The organism is Streptomyces sp. NPDC058092, from assembly GCF_042884935.1.
Lineage (GTDB): Bacteria > Actinomycetota > Actinomycetes > Streptomycetales > Streptomycetaceae > Streptomyces.
This window is the reverse complement of record NZ_JBHVSY010000002.1, coordinates 285,904-304,002: the sequence shown is the minus strand read 5'-3', so window position 1 is coordinate 304,002 and position 18,099 is coordinate 285,904. Positions and strand designations below refer to the sequence as shown.

General features: G+C 69.8%; 17 protein-coding genes. 7 read left to right on the top strand and 10 right to left on the bottom strand.

The window, feature by feature from the left end:
* Nucleotides 1-107: 107 nt before the first annotated feature.
* From ACFVV1_RS05105 to pdhA, 6 genes are all read right to left on the bottom strand, one after another.
* On the bottom strand, nucleotides 108-1,244 hold the full coding sequence (locus tag ACFVV1_RS05105) for a potassium channel family protein (RefSeq protein ID WP_389984612.1): 1,137 nt from the start codon (nucleotides 1,242-1,244) through the stop codon (nucleotides 108-110).
* Nucleotides 1,202-2,962 (bottom strand): molybdopterin molybdotransferase MoeA, encoded by a 1,761-nt coding sequence (locus tag ACFVV1_RS05100; protein WP_389985147.1) that lies wholly within the window; start codon nucleotides 2,960-2,962, stop codon nucleotides 1,202-1,204. The genes ACFVV1_RS05105 and ACFVV1_RS05100 overlap by 43 nt, the downstream gene beginning before the upstream one ends.
* 167 nt (nucleotides 2,963-3,129) lie before the next feature.
* Nucleotides 3,130-3,975, bottom strand: a complete 846-nt coding sequence (locus tag ACFVV1_RS05095; RefSeq protein WP_389984609.1) for an NTP transferase domain-containing protein — start codon at nucleotides 3,973-3,975, stop codon at nucleotides 3,130-3,132.
* A gap of 97 nt (nucleotides 3,976-4,072) precedes the next feature.
* Complete coding sequence (locus tag ACFVV1_RS05090) at nucleotides 4,073-5,644, bottom strand: dihydrolipoamide acetyltransferase family protein (protein WP_389984606.1); 1,572 nt, start codon at nucleotides 5,642-5,644, stop codon at nucleotides 4,073-4,075.
* Nucleotides 5,644-6,675 (bottom strand): alpha-ketoacid dehydrogenase subunit beta, encoded by a 1,032-nt coding sequence (locus ACFVV1_RS05085; RefSeq protein ID WP_389984603.1) that lies wholly within the window; start codon nucleotides 6,673-6,675, stop codon nucleotides 5,644-5,646. Before ACFVV1_RS05085 ends, ACFVV1_RS05090 begins: the two co-directional genes overlap by 1 nt.
* On the bottom strand, nucleotides 6,672-7,835 hold the full coding sequence (gene pdhA, locus ACFVV1_RS05080) for a pyruvate dehydrogenase (acetyl-transferring) E1 component subunit alpha (protein WP_389984600.1): 1,164 nt from the start codon (nucleotides 7,833-7,835) through the stop codon (nucleotides 6,672-6,674). The genes ACFVV1_RS05085 and pdhA overlap by 4 nt, the downstream gene beginning before the upstream one ends.
* A gap of 263 nt (nucleotides 7,836-8,098) precedes the next feature.
* On the opposite strand from pdhA, the gene ACFVV1_RS05075 reads away from it, so the two are divergent.
* Nucleotides 8,099-8,605 (top strand): Lrp/AsnC family transcriptional regulator, encoded by a 507-nt coding sequence (locus tag ACFVV1_RS05075; RefSeq protein WP_389985144.1) that lies wholly within the window; start codon nucleotides 8,099-8,101, stop codon nucleotides 8,603-8,605.
* Between the two features lie 145 nt (nucleotides 8,606-8,750).
* Here the strand turns inward: ACFVV1_RS05075 and ACFVV1_RS05070 are convergent, their stop codons facing one another.
* Complete coding sequence (locus ACFVV1_RS05070; RefSeq protein ID WP_389984597.1) at nucleotides 8,751-9,344, bottom strand: TetR/AcrR family transcriptional regulator; 594 nt, start codon at nucleotides 9,342-9,344, stop codon at nucleotides 8,751-8,753.
* A gap of 123 nt (nucleotides 9,345-9,467) precedes the next feature.
* On the opposite strand from ACFVV1_RS05070, the gene paaN reads away from it, so the two are divergent.
* Entirely contained in the window at nucleotides 9,468-11,168 is a 1,701-nt protein-coding gene (gene paaN / locus ACFVV1_RS05065; protein ID WP_389984594.1) for a phenylacetic acid degradation protein PaaN, read from the top strand.
* Nucleotides 11,169-11,418: 250 nt separating this feature from the next.
* Here the strand turns inward: paaN and ACFVV1_RS05060 are convergent, their stop codons facing one another.
* From ACFVV1_RS05060 to ACFVV1_RS05050, 3 genes are all read right to left on the bottom strand, one after another.
* A complete protein-coding gene (locus ACFVV1_RS05060; RefSeq protein ID WP_389985141.1) occupies nucleotides 11,419-12,048 on the bottom strand; it encodes a TrmH family RNA methyltransferase in 630 nt (209 codons plus the stop codon).
* Between the two features lie 140 nt (nucleotides 12,049-12,188).
* Entirely contained in the window at nucleotides 12,189-13,478 is a 1,290-nt protein-coding gene (locus ACFVV1_RS05055) for an HTTM domain-containing protein (protein ID WP_389984591.1), read from the bottom strand.
* Nucleotides 13,475-14,236: a DUF5819 family protein gene (locus ACFVV1_RS05050; protein ID WP_389984588.1), complete on the bottom strand. Its 762-nt coding sequence runs from the start codon at nucleotides 14,234-14,236 to the stop codon at nucleotides 13,475-13,477. Before ACFVV1_RS05050 ends, ACFVV1_RS05055 begins: the two co-directional genes overlap by 4 nt.
* Before the next feature lie 119 nt (nucleotides 14,237-14,355).
* On the opposite strand from ACFVV1_RS05050, the gene paaA reads away from it, so the two are divergent.
* The 5 genes from paaA to ACFVV1_RS05025 are packed head-to-tail and all read left to right on the top strand — an operon-like array spanning nucleotide 14,356 to nucleotide 17,916.
* Nucleotides 14,356-15,372: a 1,2-phenylacetyl-CoA epoxidase subunit PaaA gene (gene paaA, locus ACFVV1_RS05045; RefSeq protein ID WP_389984586.1), complete on the top strand. Its 1,017-nt coding sequence runs from the start codon at nucleotides 14,356-14,358 to the stop codon at nucleotides 15,370-15,372.
* Entirely contained in the window at nucleotides 15,369-15,659 is a 291-nt protein-coding gene (gene paaB / locus ACFVV1_RS05040) for a 1,2-phenylacetyl-CoA epoxidase subunit PaaB (protein ID WP_093548044.1), read from the top strand. Before paaA ends, paaB begins: the two co-directional genes overlap by 4 nt.
* Nucleotides 15,656-16,357: a 1,2-phenylacetyl-CoA epoxidase subunit PaaC gene (paaC, locus tag ACFVV1_RS05035; protein ID WP_389984583.1), complete on the top strand. Its 702-nt coding sequence runs from the start codon at nucleotides 15,656-15,658 to the stop codon at nucleotides 16,355-16,357. The genes paaB and paaC overlap by 4 nt, the downstream gene beginning before the upstream one ends.
* The gene (paaD, locus tag ACFVV1_RS05030) at nucleotides 16,351-16,857 is read left to right on the top strand and encodes a 1,2-phenylacetyl-CoA epoxidase subunit PaaD (RefSeq protein ID WP_389984580.1); all 507 of its coding nucleotides are present in this window, start codon (nucleotides 16,351-16,353) and stop codon (nucleotides 16,855-16,857) included. Before paaC ends, paaD begins: the two co-directional genes overlap by 7 nt.
* Nucleotides 16,858-17,916: a 2Fe-2S iron-sulfur cluster-binding protein gene (locus ACFVV1_RS05025; protein WP_389984577.1), complete on the top strand. Its 1,059-nt coding sequence runs from the start codon at nucleotides 16,858-16,860 to the stop codon at nucleotides 17,914-17,916.
* The last annotated feature ends 183 nt before the right edge of the window (nucleotides 17,917-18,099 follow it).

Here is an 18,099-nt window from a genome sequence, read left to right as displayed (position 1 = left end):
GGCGGTGCGGCGGGCCTACGCAGTGGGAGCGGGCCGGGCGGTGCGGTGCCCACCACCGGCCCGAGGGTGACGCCCGATAGCGAGTACGGCGTCCGCGCGATGCCCGGCTACGAGCGCGGCACGCCTGGTGCCGGGTGGCTCAGCGGCGGTTCGTTCGAGGCCCGCACGATGGTGATCAAACGGTCCGTCAGCTGCAGGGGACTGGCCGCCGGATCGTCGTATCCGAGCAGCCGATGCCCCCGCAACACGCTGACGACGAGATCCTCGGTCTCCCGGACGCTCTTGCCCACCTCGGCCTTTATCACCGGCCGTTCGACGAGGTCGAGACCGCTGCCCTGCTGGATCAGGTCCTCCATCACCGTACCCGCGCTGGGACTGAGGACGGAGAGGCCGAGCAGCCGGCCCGCCGCGCTGGCGCTGGTGATCACCGCGTCGGCGCCGGACTGCCTGAGCAGCGGGGCGTTCTCCTCCTCACGCACCGCGGCGACGATCTTCGCGCCGCGGTTGAGCTGCCGCGCCGTCAACGCCACCAGCACCGCCGTGTCGTCGCGCTGGGTGGCGATGATGATCTGACGCGCCTTCTGAAGCTCGGCACGCAGCAGAACCTCGCTGCGCGTCGCATCGCCGACCACACCCACGAACCCTTCGGCGTTGGCGATCTCGATCACCTTGCTCGCCGGATCGACGATGACGATCTGTTCTTTGCTCAGGCCGGTGGCGCGCAGGGTCTGGATGGCCGAACGGCCCTTCGTGCCGAAGCCGACGACGACGGTGTGGTCACGCAAGTTGGCTCTCCAACGCTTCAGCCGAAAGTCCTCCCGGGTCCGTTCCGTAAGGACCTCAAGAGTGGTACCGACCAGGATGATCAGGAACAGCACCCGCAACGGTGTCACGAGCATCACATTGGTGAGCCGGGCGGCGTCCCCGTACGGGGTGATGTCTCCGTATCCGGTGGTGGAGAGGGTGACCGTCGCGTAGTACACCGCGTCCAGCAGGTCGACCTTGCCATCGGCGGCATCGTGATATCCCCCGCGGTCGAGCCAGACGATCAGCACAGTTGCGGCAAGCACCAGCAACGCCATCATCAGCCGCTTGGCGACCTGCCGCGCCGGCCCCTCGGTGACCCTGCGCGGGAGCTCCACCCGCGTGGGCGCGACATGCTCGTCGGCACGCCTGGCCATCGCATCGTGGCCGGGAAGTTTCACGTGAAACACCCTTCCGTCCACGGCGTCGCCGAGGCCCACGGTAGGTCGAGGATCTCCACCTCGGTGCCGGACCGTACCCCGCCCGGAGGTACGACGGCCAGTCCGTCGGCCGCGGCAATTCCCCGGAGCATCGCCGGACCGTTGTAATGCAGCGGTACGACGTACTCGGCACCGCTGCCGGTTCCCGCGTTGCCGAGACTACGGGCACGGTCGTCGGTGCCGCCCGCGCGATGGACGACGGGTACCAGACGGGTGTCGTGCGGGTGCCCGTGCACCTCGTCGCGCACCACGACCCGGTACGGCGCCTCCGGCGCATGGCCGGCCAGCCCGCGGAGCAACGGCTCGGCAAGTGTGAGAAGCCCGGAGACGGCGGCCAGCGGATTACCCGGCAGCCCGACGAGATACGGGCCCGCATCCGGTCCCTCCGCCCTGAGCCTGGCCAGCAGCATCGGGTGGCCGGGGCGGACGGCGACGCCGTCGACCAGCAGCTCGGCCCCGATCTCGGCAAGGACCGGGTGGACGTGGTCGACAGGGCCCGAGGCCGTACCGCCGGTGGTGATGATCAGATCTGCGTCGGAGGCGGTGAGGGCGCTCCGGAGGGCCGCGGCGTCGTCGCCGAGGCGCTGCGGGGCGGAGACCTCGACGCCCAGGGCGCGCAGCCAGGGACCGATCATCGGGCCGAGCGCGTCACGGATCAGCCCGTCGTGCGGCAGCCCACTGGTCAGGAGTTCGTCACCGAGGACGAGGACATCGACGCGGGGGCGGGGGACGGTGCCCAGCTCGTCGTACCCTGCGGCGGCAGCCAGGCCGAGAACTGCGGGCGTCACCAGGGCCCCGGCGGGCAGGAGCTGATCGCCGGAACGGCATTCCTGGCCTCGGGGCCTGATGTCCTGTCCTGGATGTACCTGGTGCGTCGCGTGGAGCAGCCCCGTGGACTCGTCCACGCGAGCGTGCTCGCTGCGGATCACCGCGTTGGCGTCCGCCGGAATGCGTGCGCCGGTGGCGATCCGTACGGCATCGCCGTCGGGGAGCGCGGCGGGGGCGCGGTGCCCGGCGAGGATGCCCAGATGTTGGCTCGGCCGTGGGCTGGGGCGTGGGCTGGTGTCGCCTTCCTCGCTTTCGCTTCCTTCGACCTCGCGGATGGTCCATGGACCCGGTCCGGTGACGACCCAGCCGTCCATGGCAGAGGTGTCGAAGGACGGCAGATCGGTGAGTGCGACGAGCGGTTCGGCAAGTACGTGTCCGAGGGCCTGGTCGAAGGGAAGCCGCCGGGAACGGACGGGAACGTCACGGCCCGACCGCGCGGCGAGCGCGCGCGCCTCCCGCCAGGAGTACGCCCGGCTGTGCCGGTCACGCCCGTGCGGCCGGACGGCGCCCTGGTCCGGCTGCGGGGGCGGAAACGGAGCCAGGGACTGGGAGGGGAATACGGACGCGCGCTCTTCCGTGGAGCGGGGCCGGCCCGCGGAGTTCGACGACTCCGAGGAACAGGAATCCGTGGAGTGGGGTCGATCCGCAGAGTGAGGCCGATCCGCAGAACCGAGCCGGTCCACGGACTGAGACAGGTCCACAGAACCGAGCCGGTCCACGGACTGAGGAAGGTTCACGAAGCCGAGCCGGTCCGCAGGCCGCGGCTGATCCACAGAGTGAGGCCGACGTGACGGTTGGGGCTCACCTGACGACCGGCGCCCAACCAGCGCGAGGGCCTGTTCAACGGCCCGGTCCTCCTCGGCGGCTCGCAGTTCCTCCTGGGTCGGCACCCGCTCGCCCGACGCCGGACTGTCACGCGCCGAGTCCCCGCCGGCCTCCGAGGGCCCCGCGCCCACCGAGGGCTCCACGGCCGCCGAGGACCCTGCGTCCACCGGCGCAACGCCCATCGACGCGGCATCGGCCGCCGGGGGCGGGTCGGACCTGTCGTTGCGGGCCGTCATCGGGTCTCGTTCTCGTCCGCCCACCGGAGGGCCAGCGCGGCGGCCTTGCGGGCTGCCTCGGCCACCGCCTGGCCGTCGCCGTCGCTGCTCGCCTTCGCCGCCGCGTACCCGACAAGGAACGTCGTCAGGGGCGCGGCGGGACGGGCGACGCCGTGGGCGGCGTCACGGGCGAGATCGAGCAGGACGTCGGTGTCGACGTCGAGTTCGATGCCCAGTTCGTTCTTGACTGCGGTGATCCATTCGTCCAGCACGGTCCCATGCTCTCTGATACGGGCCCGGGCCGACGCAATGTCCTCCCAGGTGTCGCAGTCGAAGGAGGCGAGGGGGCCGGCCTCCACCCGGGCAAGGTCGAGCTCGTTCGTCAGCAACCGCAGGGGAAGCCCGGACAGACCGCCGTGCTCGGTGGCGATCAGGGCGAGTTCGCGGCGCAGCGGTTCGCCACGGTAGACGGCGACGAGAGGCTGATCGCGACCGTCCGGGTCTGCGCACAGGGCCCCGTCCCGCTGACCGTCACGGGCGGCGGCCAACAGCCCTCCGACGGTGCTCTCCCCGAGGAACGGCAGATCGGCGGAGAGTACGAGAACCCATTCCGCGCCGGTACACCTGACGCCGGCGTCGAGCGCGGCCAACGGGCCGCCGCCCTGCGGTTCTTCCCGCGTCCAGGTCACGGCGCGCGCGGTGGGCCGCCGCCCGCCCACCACCACGGTGGTCGAGGCGTCGGCGCAGGCCGCGAGCACCCGGTCGAGCAGCGCACGGCCACCGACCCGGATCCCGGGCTTGTCGGCACCGCCGAGCCGCTTGGCGGCCCCTCCGGCAAGGACGATGGCGTCATACGCGGTCATGCTCCGAGTATGCGGGGCACGGCCCCCGTTGATCCTCCCAGGTCCGCGATCCAGCAGATCTGCCAGGGAAGAAACGGGAGCCCGCAGCCGAATCCGCCTACAACGTGCGCAGGAGCACCGCCGGTTGTTCCACGCAGTCGGCCACGTAGCGCAGGAATCCGCCCGCCGTACCGCCGTCGCAGACCCGGTGGTCGAAGGTCAGCGAGAGCTGGACGACCTGGCGCACAGCCAGCTCACCTTCGTGCACCCACGGTTTGGGCACGATCCGGCCGACGCCCAGCATCGCCGCCTCCGGGTGGTTGATGATCGGGGTCGAACCGTCGACCCCGAACACCCCGTAGTTGTTCAGCGTGAACGTGCCGCCGGTCAGCTCTGCCGGGGTCAGCCTCCCCGTCCGGGCCGCCTCGGTCAGCCGGGCGATCTCGGCCGCGATCGACTCCGCGTTCCGGGCCTGTGCATCCCGCACGACGGGGACGACGAGGCCCCGCTCGGTCTGCGCCGCGAACCCGAGATGGACCTCCGGCAGCCGCACTATCTCCCGCGCTTCCGGATCCACCGTGGCGTTGAGCTCGGGGAACCGGGCCAGCGCGGCAGTGCAGATACGCGCCAGCAGGGCGAGCACCGACACCTTGGGACCGGCGACCGTACCACCGGCGCTGTTCATCGCGGATCTGGCTGCCATCAGCTCGGTGGCATCGGCGTCGACCCAGCACGTCGCATCGGGGATCTCTCGCCGACTGCGCGCCAGCTTGTCGGCGACCGCGCCCCGTACACCGCGCAACGGAATGCGCTCCACGGCCGGACCCGTGGCCCTCCGCGCCGTCGACGGCCGCACCGGCGGCAGCGACGTCGATACCGAAAGCGGCCCCTGTCCGTGCTCGGGCACCGAACCCGACTCCGACACCGGCACCGGCACCGGCGCCGACACGGACACCGAGACCGCGTCCGGCGAAGGAGCCGCCGCCCCCTCTGCCAGCGCCCTGATCGCGGACTCGACATCGGCACGCATGATCAACCCGTCCGGCCCGGAGCCCGCCAGCTGCCGCAGATCGAGGTCGTGCTGCCGCGCCAGCTTCCGTACCAGCGGGGAGACAACGGCCACCGGCCCCTTCGCCGCGTCCGGAACAGAAGCAGCTGCCGCAGCCGCAGCCGTAGCGGTCACGTGTGCGGCAGCATGCGCCGCCACCGCCTCGGGCCGGACCCGTCGACGGCGTGCCGCCGGCGCACCCGTCCCGTACCCGACCAACACATTGCCGGACGACTCCACCTCACCGGCCCCGTCTCTGGCCTGAGCCCCGGAGCCGGAACCCGCCCCGCCCGAACCGGCCCCGGACCCCACGGCCGACACCACCGCCCCAGTCCCCGCACCCGCGCCTTCCCCTGCCCCCGAGCCCACCAATCCCGCAGACCCCAAGCCCCCCTCGGACCCCACAGCCACCGTCAACAACGGTGACCCGACCGGAAGTTCCATGCCCTCCTCGCCGAACCGCGCGGTCACCACGCCCCCGTAAGGGCACGGCACCTCCACCATCGCCTTGGCCGTCTCGACCTCGACGACCGGCTGGTCGATGGCGACGACATCGCCGACCTCCACCAGCCAGCGCACGATCTCCGCCTCGGTGAGCCCCTCACCGAGGTCCGGCAGCTTGAATTCGAGTACCTGTGGCATCAGCTCTCCGCCTCCCACTGCAAGCGGGCGACCGCGTCGAGCACCCGGTCCACGCCCGGCAGATGGTGCCGCTCCTGCATCGGCGGCGGATACGGAATGTCGAACCCGGTGACCCGCAGCACCGGCGCCTCCAGATGGTGAAAGCAGCGCTCGGTGACCCGGGCCGCTATCTCGCCGCCCGGACCGCCGAAACCGGAGGACTCATGGACGACGACCGCGCGCCCCGTACGCCGCACGGAAGCGGCGACGGTCTCGTCGTCGAACGGGACCAATGAGCGCAGATCGACGACTTCGAGATCCCAGCCCTCTGCCACAGCCGCCTCCGCGGCGTCCATACAGACCGGCAATGACGGCCCGTACGTGATCAGCGTCGCGCTGCGCCCGGTCCGGCGGACGACGGCCCGTCCAATCGGTTCCACGGCCACCGGCGCCTCGGGCGACCAGTCCGCCTTCGACCAGTAGAGCCGCTTCGGCTCCAGGAAGACCACCGGATCGTCGGAGGCGATCGAGGCCCTCAGCAGCCCGTACGCGTCCTCGACCGTGGCGGGCGTGACGACGTGGAGGCCGGGCGTCGCCATGTAGTACGCCTCCGAGGAGTCGCTGTGGTGCTCCACCCCGCCGATCCCGCCGCCGTACGGCACCCGGACCGTGATCGGCAACGGCATGGCGCCGGCCGTCCGGTTCCGCATCTTGGCGACATGGCTGATGAGCTGCTCGAACGCCGGATAGGCGAAGGCGTCGAACTGCATCTCCACCACGGGCCGCAGCCCGTACATCGCCATACCGACGGCCGTGCCGAGGATGCCCGCCTCGGCCAGCGGGGTGTCCGTGCAACGGTCCTCGCCGAACTCCTTCGCCAGACCGTCGGTGATCCGGAAAACCCCACCGAGCGTGCCGACATCCTCACCAAGGACGTGCACCGTCGGATCCTCGGCCATCGAGTCGCGCAGCGCTCGCCCGAGCGCCTGCGCCATGGTGGCCGGCTTGGCCTTCGCCGTCCGCTCTCCGGCCGGCGCCGCTGCGGTGGTCATCGCCCTCCCTCCAAGTCGTTGTGGCCGTGCTGGTCCTGCTCGGCCTCCAGCTCGACACGCAAGCGGGCGGCCTGCTCCCGCAGTTGGGTGGTCTGTTCCGCGTAGACATGGGCGAAGAGATCCATCGGTTCGAGCACCGGATCGGCGTTCATCCGTTCGCGCAGAGCGGTCGCCATCCGCTCCGCTTCCGCGCGCGCCTCCTCGATCCCGTCGTCACCGAGCAGCCCTCGCCCGGTCAGCTCCCGCTCCAGGAGCTGGATCGGATCGTGCGCACGCCACGCCTCCACTTCGCTGTCGACGCGGTAGCGCGTGGCGTCGTCGGCGTTCGTATGGGCGTCCATGCGGTACGTCACCGCTTCGACGAGCGTCGGCCCGCCACCGCTCCGGGCCCGTGCCACCGCCTCGCCGAGAACCTGGTGCACGGCGGCCGCGTCATTGCCGTCCACCAGCCGGCCCGGCATCCCGTACCCCACAGCCTTGTGCGCCAGGGACGGAGCCGCGGTCTGCTTCGCCAGCGGCACGGAGATCGCGAAACCGTTGTTCTGCACGAGGAAGACGACCGGGGCCCGCCAGACGGCCGCGAAATTCAGCGCCTCGTGGAAATCGCCCTCGCTGGTCCCGCCGTCACCGACCATGGCCAGTGCCACCACGTCGTCACCCTTGAGCCGCGCCGCGTGTGCCAGGCCCACGGCGTGCGGCAGCTGAGTGGCGAGGGGGGTGCAGAGCGGGGCGATGCGGTGTTCGCGCGGGTCGTAACCGGTGTGCCGGTCGCCGCGCAGCAGCGTCAGTGCCTCGACCGGGTCCAGGCCGCGCGCCACGGCAGCCAGAGTGTCGCGGTAGCTGGGAAAGAGCCAGTCCCGCTCCTCCAGCACCAGTGCGGCCGCTATCTCGCAGGCCTCCTGCCCCGTGCTCGACGGGTAGACAGCGAGCCGGCCCTGCTTGGTGAGAGCGGTGGCCTGTGCGTTGTACCGCCGGCCGCGCACCAGCTCCGCGTAGAGCCGCAGCAGCAACGCGGGGTCGGCATCGGCCACGGCGTCCGTACCGAGCACGCGATACGGCTCGGGGTCCGGGAGCAGCGGCGCGGGATCGGTGAGCGGCTTCCAGGCCGGGGGCGGCGTGGGCCGGTAAGCGGCCGCGCCGGGCAGCTCTTGGACCGTCATGACAAGCACCTCCTGGCATCGAGGGGTTTCGAGCGGCGTCTGTCGGCATCGAGGATCGTCCGATGCCGAGGGGTGTCGAAATACATCGAAATGTCGAGCGCTGTCCGAGGCACGGATGTGCCGTGCCTCACCTACCGATTGTTCGGTCGCGAGCGCATTTTGGCTACAGGCGCCTTCAGCCTGTGGACAAACGGTTCTCCACAGCCTGGGATAGGGGCAGGTCGTCCAGGACAGGGAGGCGCGGGCACATGTCAGCTGAACAAATGGCCGACGGGGGCGAGGAACCCGGCCAGGTTCCGCCCGCGCGCCCGCTGGACGCCGTCGACCGCGACATCCTGAGGTTGCTCCAGACGGACGGCCGCGCCTCGATACGGTCGGTGGCCGATCGCGTCCATGTCTCCCGGGCCAACGCGTACGCCCGGATCAACCGGCTCATCGACGACGGTGTGATCCGCGGTTTCAGCGCGCGCGTGAACCATGAGCGGGCGGGGCAGGGCGCCTCCGCGTACATCACGCTCAAGATCGTCCAAAATTCCTGGCGCACCGTGCGCGAGCAGCTCCAGGCGCTGCCCGGGGCCACTCACATCGCGCTCGTCAGCGGCGACTTCGATGTCCTGCTGCTGGTGCACACCCCGGACAACCGGTCGCTGCGCGAACTGGTCCTGACCAGGATCCAGGCCATCCCGGAGGTGCTCTCCACCCGCACACTTCTGGTGTTCGAGGAGACGGACCTGGCCCCGGGCCCGGCCAGACCCACCGAGCTCACGTAACGGGACCAAGTGGACGAATACCGAATCCGAGCCGGAGACGGAGCTCCCTGCCCCCGTTCACACCGTCCAAGGCAGCGGTCACACCGAAGGCGCAGTGGCCCGGGCCTGTCCGCTCGTCAACGTTTCAACTCAGCGAGTGATCCGCTCAACGACTGGACCGCATCCCCTCGAAGGCCACCAGAACGAGCGTGTCCGCCAGCCGCTCCCCGTCGACGCCACCGTCCGACTGGGGCCGGTACCACTCCACCAGCGAGTTGACCATCCCGAAGAGCAGCCGCGTCACCAGCCGTATGTCCACGTCGGAGCGGAGATCACCGTCCGCGACCGCCGCCCTGAGGAGATCGGTCACCCGGTGGTCGAACTCGCGCCGCCGCTCCATGGCCCAGCGTTCGGTCTTCGTGTTGCCCCGCACGCGCAGCAGCAGCGTGACGTAGGGCAGTTCGGCTATCAGCACATCGACGGTGCGACGGGTGACGTACTCGACCCGCTCGATCGCACGCCCCTGCGTCGCCCCCGGCTCGTCGAGAATGCCGAAGAGCCCGTCCAGCGCCCGGCTCACCGCACGACGGAGCAGCTCCTCCTTGCCCGCGACATGGTGATAGATGGACGACTTGGAGATGCCCGCAGCCCGGGAGAGATGCTCCATGGACGTGCCGTCGTAGCCGCGCTCGTTGAAGACACGGACAGCAACGGTGAGCAGAGTCTCCGGGGTGTACGTGTCCCGCTTGGCCGTGGTCATGTCCGCGATCCTCCCCTACGAGTTGTCCACAGGTTTGGCGGGCCCCCTTGTCCCGACCGATCGTTCGGTTACTCTAACTCTGTCCGCCCGTCCCTGCCCAGCTCGATGAGGAGTTGGTCCGTCATGGCCGCCGAGCTCTCCCCGCACCTGTTGTCCGAGAAGCACCGCCCCACGCTCGACCAAGCCCTCGACGCGATCCGCACGCGCGCCTACTGGTCTCCGCATCCCGAGCATCCGAAGGCATACGGCGAGGGCGGCGCCCCCGGCAGCCTGAGCGCCGCCGAGGGCAAGGCCGCGTTCGACGCCGTGCTGCACACCCGGCTCGACCTCGGCCAGCCGGGCACAGACGGCTGGACGGGCGGAGAGATCTCTCCGTACGGGCCGGAGCTGGGCGTCGAATATCCGCACGCCGACCTGGATGTCCTGCTGCCGGCGATGCGTTCGGGCATGGCCGCCTGGCGTGCGGCGGGCCCCGAGACCAGGGCCCTGGTCTGTCTGGAGATCCTCGCGCGGATCAGCGCCAGGACCCATGAGTTCGGCCACGCAGTGATGCACACCAGCGGCCAGGCCTTCATGATGGCGTTCCAGGCGGGCGGCCCGCACGCCCAGGACCGCGGCCTGGAAGCCGTGGCGTACGCATACGCGGAGCAGATCCGCACCCCGCAGAGCGCCGACTGGTCCAAGCCGCAGGGCAAGCGCGACCCGCTCCAGCTGCACAAGTCGTTCACCGCGGCGCCCCGCGGTATCTCGCTCCTGATCGGCTGCAACACGTTCCCCACGTGGAACGGCTATCCGGGCCTCTTCGCCTCCCTGGCCACCGGCAATCCCGTCCTGGTCAAGCCGCACCCGCGCGCCGTGCTTCCGCTCGCGCTCACGGTGCAGCTGGCCCGCGAGGTGCTCGTCGAGGCGGGCTTCGACGCCAACCTGATCGCCCTGGCCGCCGAACGGCCGGGCGAGGGCATCGCGAAGTCTCTCGCGGTGCGCCCGGAGATCAAGATCATCGACTACACCGGATCCACCGCCTTCGGCGACTGGCTGGAGACCAACGCCCGCCAGGCCCAGGTGTACACGGAGAAGGCCGGCGTCAACACCATCGTCCTCGACTCCACGGACGACTACCGAGGGATGCTCGCCAACCTGGCGTTCTCCCTCTCGCTGTACAGCGGCCAGATGTGCACCACTCCGCAGAACCTGCTGATCCCCCGCGACGGCATCACGACCGACGACGGCAACAAGTCGTACGACGAAGTCGTCGACGACATCGCCGCCGCGGTGAACGGGCTGCTGGGCGACGACGCCCGGGCGAACGCACTGCTCGGCGCCCTGGTCAACCCCGATGTGAAGGCCCGCCTGGAGGCGGCAGCGGAGCTGGGTGAGGTCGCCCTGCCCTCGCGCGAGGTTGCCAACCCGGAATTCCCCGATGCCGTGGTCCGCACCCCCGTCGTCGTCAAACTGGACGGCACCAAGCCGGACGACGAGGACCACTTCCTGTCGGAGTGCTTCGGACCGGTCTCCTTCGCCGTAGCGGTCGACTCGACAGCCGACGCCGTGGAGCTGCTCCGCCGCACGATCCGCGACAAGGGCGCGATGACGGTCGGCGCGTACACCACCTCACCAGAGGTGGAGCGCGCGGTGGAGGACGTCTGCCTGGACGAGTCGGCCCAGCTCTCGCTGAACCTGACCGGCGGGGTGTACGTCAACCAGACCGCGGCGTTCTCCGACTTCCACGGCTCGGGCGGCAACCCGGCAGCGAACGCGGCCCTGTGCGACGGCGCGTTCGTAGCAAACCGCTTCCGCACAGTGGAAGTCCGCCGCCAGGCATAACCCCCGCCTGCCTCTCCCGTTCTCCCGCCCCTCGCGGACCCGTTCGCTCCCGCCCCTTTCGGCCCGTCCTCTGCTCCTCCAAGCCCCCCAGCTCTTCCGGGCTTCTTTCCAGCCTCCGGCGTTTGAGGAGCGGGGGCACGGGGGCGGGGCCCCGGTCACGGGAAGGGGCTGGGGCCAAAGGCAGGTAGGGCAAGCCCACCGCAGGCGTCCAACCCCACAGGCACCGACACCCGGCCCGCACCCGCCGCACCTACCCCGGAATATCCGCATACCGCTGCACCCACGCATGCATGGCAATCGCAGCCGCGGCCCCGGCGTTGATCGACCGCGTCGACCCGAACTGCGCGATGGAGCACACCATCGCCGCGTGCTTGCGGGCCCCTTCCGTCAGCCCGGGCCCCTCCTGTCCGAAGAGCAGCACACACCGCCGCGGCAGCTCGGTCCGCTCCAGCGGCACCGCCCCCGGCAGATTGTCGATCCCGATGATCGGCAGGCCCTCCGCCGCCGCCCACGCGGTCAGCGACTCGGTGTCGGGGTGGTGCCGCACGTGCTGGTACCGGTCGGTGACCATCGCACCGCGCCGGTTCCAGCGCCGCCGCCCCACGATGTGGATCTCCTTGGCGAGGAAGGCGTTCGCGGTGCGCACCACGGAGCCGATATTGAAGTCGTGGCCCCAGTTCTCAACCGCCACGTGGAAGTCGTGCCGCCGGAGATCAAGATCGGCGACGATCGCTTCCCGCGTCCAGTACCGGTAGGCGTCACCCACGTTGCGCCGGTCGCCGTGAGCGAGCAGCTCGGGGTCGTACCGCTCGTCCACGGGCCAGGGCAGCGGGTGCGGCCCGACGCCGATCTCCGTTCTGAACCCGTCGTCGTACTGCATCGGTTCCGCGGACGGACCGGGTTCTGCCGCCGGTGCGGACGCGACGGACGGTTCAAGTCCCCGGGACTCCTCGATCACCGATTTGCCGCCGGTACTGCCGGTGCCACCAATGCCGCCCATGCTGCTGCCACTCTCACTACTCACCCGACGAGCGTATGGCCCCCGTCGTCGCTGTGCTGCGGGGCCTCCTCGTCATCTGCGGCACGCCGCTGCCCCGGCACCTTGCCCCTGCGCGAGAACAGCAGCTCCCGTCCGAGGGTCACCCGGCCACCGAGCCACACCAGGAAGACGGTCGGCAGGAAGACGGAGTCGGCGGCGATCATCGCCATCGAGAAGAACGGCAGCCCGAGCAGCAGAGCGATGCCGGTGTGCTCGCACATCATGGCGACGAGCAGGACGTTCTTGACCCGCCGGTTGAACAGGGTGAAGGGGAAGGCGACCTGAACGATGACCGTGCCGTACGTCAGCAGCATCACCATCACACCGCTGGACGCGAGGATGTCCGACAGCCCGGGCCAGGGCGTGAAGTAATCGAGCTTGAGCGGGTAGTACAGCGCCGTGCCGTCCTGCCACCGCGAACCCTGGATCTTGTACCACCCTGCCGTCGCGTAGATCAGACAGACCTCGGCCGCGATCACGACGAGGGTCGCGTTGTGGGCGAGGTTGGCGATGACATCGAGCAGGGTGCGCGCTTCACTGTCCGGCGCGCGACGATTCACCACCCACCAGGCACCGTGGCCGACCCAGAGGAGCCAGAAGAGGACCGGCAGCCACGAGGTGCCGCCGAGACCGTCTGTCACGGTGGCCACCATCAGAACCAGGCCGAGCACCACCCAGAGAACCGGACCGGCCGCATCCCCCCGCACCGGACGCCGAGGACCATCGACGTCCGCATCAGCCGGCAGGCCCGGGGTGGGGCCCACACGGCCCGCCCGCCCCAGACGGCCCGCACGAGCGGCACGCCGGGCATCCAACGACCAGACCTGCCCGCAACGCGTCAGCACGAGATAGATCGCCATCAGGTGGATGACGTTGTCGCCGCCATCTCCCATGAAGATGCTGCGGTTCTGCAGGGAGAGCACACCGGCCATGAAGAGAACCGACGTGGCGCGGGTGTGCCAGCCGACCATGAGCAGCGCGGCGGAGAGCAGAGCCACCGCGTACACGACCTCGAACCAGACCGTACTGTCCGACCACATGAGCGTGGTGAAGGCTCGATTGCCGGATATGAGCTGCTGCGCCATGTCCCAGCGCCATGGGGCGTCGGGGCCGTACATCTCGTGGCGGTGTGGCAGTTCGCGCAGCAGGAACAGCAGGTAGGTGGTGGAGAAACCGATCCGGATGACGGCGCTCTGGTACGGGCCGAGGGCCGAGGAGGTGATGCGCTGGATGCCGCGGGCGAGCTTGCGATCGAAAGTGGACGTACTCACTTGTCCGCCCCCTTGGCGCTCTCGGGGAGGTCGGCAGGGGTTACGGTCCACCACGGCAGCACCCGGTAGGACGGCTTCGTACTGATCCTTTCCTCGCTCCAGCCGGGCGCCGCGATGGACCGCACCTCGGAACGGATCTGGATGCGCTCGACGGTGCCGCCGTAGTCGTGCCCACCGAGGCGCAGCATCGCGATGCGGCGGATGTAGCGCTCGGAGAGCTCACCGCGCAGGCCGTTCGCCCGGTTCTCGTTATCGTGGGAACCGACGTAGAAGTCCCAGCTGCGGCGCAGCTCGTTCTGATGGATGTGGCTGGGGAGAAGACTGCCGCGTATCGCCTTGCCGTCCTCACCGGAAAGGCTCATCCAGGGGGTGGTGCGGCGGCCCTCGGCGCCGGCTATCTCGGCGCGTACGTGAACGGCCACGTTCTGCTGGAGCGGGTTCGGAGCGAATAGCTTCCAGTTCTGTTCGAACTCGGGATAGATCCAGTCGTCGACCGCTTGGCCGTGCTGCTTGGTCAGCGTGTTGGAGGGCGCGACATGCAGAAACACCATGCCCAGCTGGCCGCAGGCGAACAGCCCGATGACGGACAGCGCGATCGCGGCAACGATCTGGTACGGAAGGGACAGGGCAGCTATGCCGCCACGGGGACCTGAACCCGGCTCCTGACCGGCGCCGGACGGGGCGTCCTCGCCCTGCCCGGGCCCTGGTCCGGCGCTCCCGTTCCCGCCTCCGACACCCCTGTCGCTGTACGAATCCATCCCGCCCCGATCCCCGTCGATCCCCGGTCAGTTATCCACAGGGTTGACACCCTACGGGCCACCGACTCACCATTGAAGGCAATGAACCGAACGATCGGTCGGTCGGTAGGGAGTCCGGGATGACGGCAGTGACTGCGGACCAAGCGGCGCAGGCAGGAACAGGCAGGCCCGCAGGGGCCGACGAGGCCCTGGAGGCGGCCTTCGACGCCGCGGTGGCGGCGGACGAGCGCATCGAGCCGCGCGACTGGATGCCGGATGCGTACCGCGCCTCGCTGGTCAGGCAAATGGCTCAGCACGCCCACTCCGAAATCATCGGCATGCAGCCGGAGGCCAACTGGATCTCGCGAGCGCCCTCGCTGCGCCGCAAGGCGATCCTGATGGCCAAGGTGCAGGACGAGGCCGGGCACGGGCTCTATCTGTACAGCGCCGCGGAAACCCTCGGCACCGGCCGTGAGGAGTTGCTCGACAAGCTCCACGCGGGCCGCCAGAGGTATTCATCGATCTTTAATTACCCGACGCTGACCTGGGCGGACGTCGGCGCGATCGGCTGGCTCGTGGACGGCGCCGCGATCACCAACCAGGTGCCGCTCTGCCGCTGCTCCTACGGCCCGTACGCCCGGGCGATGGTCCGCATCTGCAAGGAGGAGTCCTTCCACCAGCGTCAGGGGTACGAGCTGCTGCTCACCCTCAGCCGCGGCACCCCGGCGCAGCACGAGATGGCTCAGGACTCGGTGAACCGCTGGTGGTGGCCGTCCCTGATGATGTTCGGCCCGCCGGACGACGCATCGGCCCACTCGGCGCAGTCGATGACCTGGAAGATCAAGCGGCACTCCAACGACGAGCTGCGACAGCGCTTCGTGGACATCTGCGTCCCCCAGGCAGAAGCGTTGGGACTCACCCTTCCGGACCCTGACCTCCGGTGGAACGAGGAGCGCGGACAACACGACTTCGGGGAGATCGACTGGAAGGAGTTCCAGGAAGTCCTCAAGGGCAACGGCCCGTGCAACGAGCAGCGCCTCAGCCAGCGCCGACGGGCGCACGAGGAGGGCTCCTGGGTCCGGGACGCGGCAGTCGTGTACGCGGAGAAGCACACAGGAGCACGGAACGCGGTACGGAACGAGGAGGCGACAGCATGAGCAGCTCGACCGAATGGCCGCTGTGGGAGGTGTTCGTGCGTTCGCGCCGAGGGCTGTCCCACACCCACGCGGGCAGCCTGCACGCCCCGGACGCGGAAATGGCCCTGCGCAACGCGCGCGATCTGTACACACGCCGCTCCGAGGGCGTCTCCATCTGGGTGGTCCCGTCCGCACAGGTCACGGCCTCCTCGCCGGACGAGAAGGACTCCTTCTTCGAGCCGGCCGGTGACAAGCCGTACCGGCACCCGACGTTCTACGAGATCCCGGAGGGGGTGAAGCACCTGTGACCGCGGCCCTCGCCCTGGGCGACGACGCGCTGGTGCTCTCGCACCGGCTGGGGGAGTGGGCCGGCCACGCCCCCGTACTGGAAGAGGAAGTGGCCCTGGCCAACATCGCCCTGGACCTGCTGGGACAGGCCCGGGTGCTGCTCTCCCTCGCCGGGGACGAGGACGAGCTGGCGTATCTGCGCGAGGAACGCGCATTCCGCAACGTCCAGCTGGTCGAGCAGCCGAATGGCGACTTCGCCCACACCATCGCCCGCCAGCTCTACTTCTCCGCCTACCAGCGCCCCCTGTACGAACAGCTGGCGGCCGGTGAGAGCCGGTTCGCCGGGCTGGCGGCGAAGGCGGTCAAGGAGGTCGCGTACCACCAGGACCACGCGGAGCACTGGACGCTGCGGCTCGGCGACGGCACGGACGAGAGCCATGAGCGGATGCAGCGCGCGGTGGACGCCCTGTGGCGGTTCACCGGAGAGCTGTTCCAGCCCGTCGAGGGTGTGGAGATCGACTGGCAGTCGCTGCACAACGGCTGGCTCGAAACCGTCACCACGGTGCTGAAGAAGTCCACGCTGACCGTGCCGACCGGTCCGCAGTCCGGAGCGTGGACGGCGGGCGCGGGCCGCCAGGGCATCCACACCGAACCCTTCGGCCGGATGATCGCCGAGATGCAGCATCTGCATCGCAGCCACCCGGGGGCGTCATGGTGACCGAGACCCTCTTGGAGGAGGAGCTGTACCGGCTCGCAGGCTCTGTGCCCGATCCCGAACTGCCCGTGCTGACCCTGGACGAGCTGGGAGTGCTCCGGGGTGTGGACGTACTCGCGCCCGGCAAGGTCACCGTGCGTCTCACCCCGACCTACACCGGCTGCCCGGCGATCGAGGCCATGTGCTCCGACATCGAGCGGGTGCTGCATGACCACGGCATACCGGAGGTTTCCGTGGTCACCGTGCTCTCGCCGGCCTGGTCGACGGACGACATCAGTGCGGAAGGGCGACGCAAGCTGGCCGAGTTCGGCATCGCACCCCCGCGCTCGCACGATGCCACGGCCCCCGCAGGCGGCCCGGTGCCGCTCACGCTCTCGGTGCGCTGTCCGCACTGCGGCTCGACCGATACGGAGCTGCTGAGCAGGTTCTCCTCCACCGCCTGCAAGGCGCTGCGCCGGTGTGTGACATGTCGCGAACCGTTCGACCACTTCAAGGAGTTGTAGATGTTCCATCCGCTCCGGGTCCGCGCGATCGAACGGCTCACGGACGATTCGGTGTCCGTCACCCTCGCCGTGCCGCCCGAGTTGCGCGAGACCTTCCGCCACCAACCCGGTCAGCACCTCAATGTGCGCTACACCGTCGATGGCGAAGAGATCCGCCGCTCGTACTCGATCTGCTCCCCGGCCACCGCGGAACCGGCCGACCCGGTGCTGCGCGTGGGCATTCGGCTCGTCGACGGCGGCGCGTTCTCCACGTACGCGCTGAAGGAACTCACCGTCGGTGACCTGGTCGAGGCGATGCCCCCGATGGGCCGCTTCGTACTCACGCCCCGCGCCGGACACTTCGCGGCGATCGTCGGGGGCAGCGGGATCACCCCGGTGCTGTCGATCGCGGCGACACTGCTGGCACGCGAGCCCGACGCCCGTTTCTGTCTGATCCGCAGCGACCGGACGGCGGTCTCGACGATGTTCCTGGACGAGGTCGCCGACCTCAAGGATCGCTACCCGGACCGGTTTCAGCTGGTCACGGCGCTCTCCCGGGAGGAGCAGCAGGCAGGCCTTCCGTCCGGCCGGCTGGACCGTGATCGGCTCACCGACCTGCTCCCCGCGCTGCTTCCGGTGGCGGAGGTGGACGGCTGGTATCTGTGCGGGCCGTTCGGACTGGTACTGGCGGCCGAAGGCGCGCTGCATGGCCTGGGCGTCGACCGGACCCGTATCCACCAGGAGATCTTCCACGTGGACGACGGCCCGAACGCGCCTGCCCGACCCCGGGCCGAAACGCCTGCTCACAGCAGACTCACCGCGACCCTGGACGGCCGCTCCGGCACCTGGCCGGTAGAGGATGGCGAATCGCTGCTGGAGACCGTGCTGCGCAGCCGCTCCGACGCGCCGTACGCCTGCAAGGGCGGTGTGTGCGGGACCTGCCGGGCATTCCTGGTCTCCGGCGAAGTGCGAATGGATCGCAACTTTGCGCTGGAACCCGAAGAGACGGGCGCGGGCTACGTGCTGGCGTGCCAGTCGCATCCGGTCACTCCGGAAGTGGAACTCGACTTCGACCGTTGACCGCCGGCCGGCCACCACCGGCCACACCCCATTTCGCCCACCCCGCCTTACCTCCCGTTCATCCATCCCATTCATCCGTCCACCCCATATCCCACGCATCCACACCTCCTCCTGTTCCCTTCTCATAGAACCTGTTCTATCTTGACGCCCCGTCAGGTCCGGTTACGGGAGCAGCGGTTCGCG

What these genes read in the sequence shown, in the direction of transcription:
- pdhA (WP_389984600.1), bottom strand. Translation starts at nt 7,835, where the DNA reads ATGACGGTCCAAGAGCTGCCCGGCGCGGCCGCTTACCGGCCCACGCCG.
- paaD (WP_389984580.1), top strand. Translation starts at nt 16,351, where the DNA reads ATGGTGACCGAGACCCTCTTGGAGGAGGAGCTGTACCGGCTCGCAGGC.
- ACFVV1_RS05060 (WP_389985141.1), bottom strand. Translation starts at nt 12,048, where the DNA reads ATGCAGTACGACGACGGGTTCAGAACGGAGATCGGCGTCGGGCCGCAC.
- paaN (WP_389984594.1), top strand. Translation starts at nt 9,468, where the DNA reads ATGGCCGCCGAGCTCTCCCCGCACCTGTTGTCCGAGAAGCACCGCCCC.
- ACFVV1_RS05070 (WP_389984597.1), bottom strand. Translation starts at nt 9,344, where the DNA reads ATGACCACGGCCAAGCGGGACACGTACACCCCGGAGACTCTGCTCACC.
- ACFVV1_RS05090 (WP_389984606.1), bottom strand. Translation starts at nt 5,644, where the DNA reads ATGCCACAGGTACTCGAATTCAAGCTGCCGGACCTCGGTGAGGGGCTC.
- ACFVV1_RS05095 (WP_389984609.1), bottom strand. Translation starts at nt 3,975, where the DNA reads ATGACCGCGTATGACGCCATCGTCCTTGCCGGAGGGGCCGCCAAGCGG.
- ACFVV1_RS05075 (WP_389985144.1), top strand. Translation starts at nt 8,099, where the DNA reads ATGGCCGACGGGGGCGAGGAACCCGGCCAGGTTCCGCCCGCGCGCCCG.
- paaB (WP_093548044.1), top strand. Translation starts at nt 15,369, where the DNA reads ATGAGCAGCTCGACCGAATGGCCGCTGTGGGAGGTGTTCGTGCGTTCG.
- ACFVV1_RS05085 (WP_389984603.1), bottom strand. Translation starts at nt 6,675, where the DNA reads ATGACCACCGCAGCGGCGCCGGCCGGAGAGCGGACGGCGAAGGCCAAG.
- ACFVV1_RS05050 (WP_389984588.1), bottom strand. Translation starts at nt 14,236, where the DNA reads ATGGATTCGTACAGCGACAGGGGTGTCGGAGGCGGGAACGGGAGCGCC.
- ACFVV1_RS05025 (WP_389984577.1), top strand. Translation starts at nt 16,858, where the DNA reads ATGTTCCATCCGCTCCGGGTCCGCGCGATCGAACGGCTCACGGACGAT.
- paaA (WP_389984586.1), top strand. Translation starts at nt 14,356, where the DNA reads ATGACGGCAGTGACTGCGGACCAAGCGGCGCAGGCAGGAACAGGCAGG.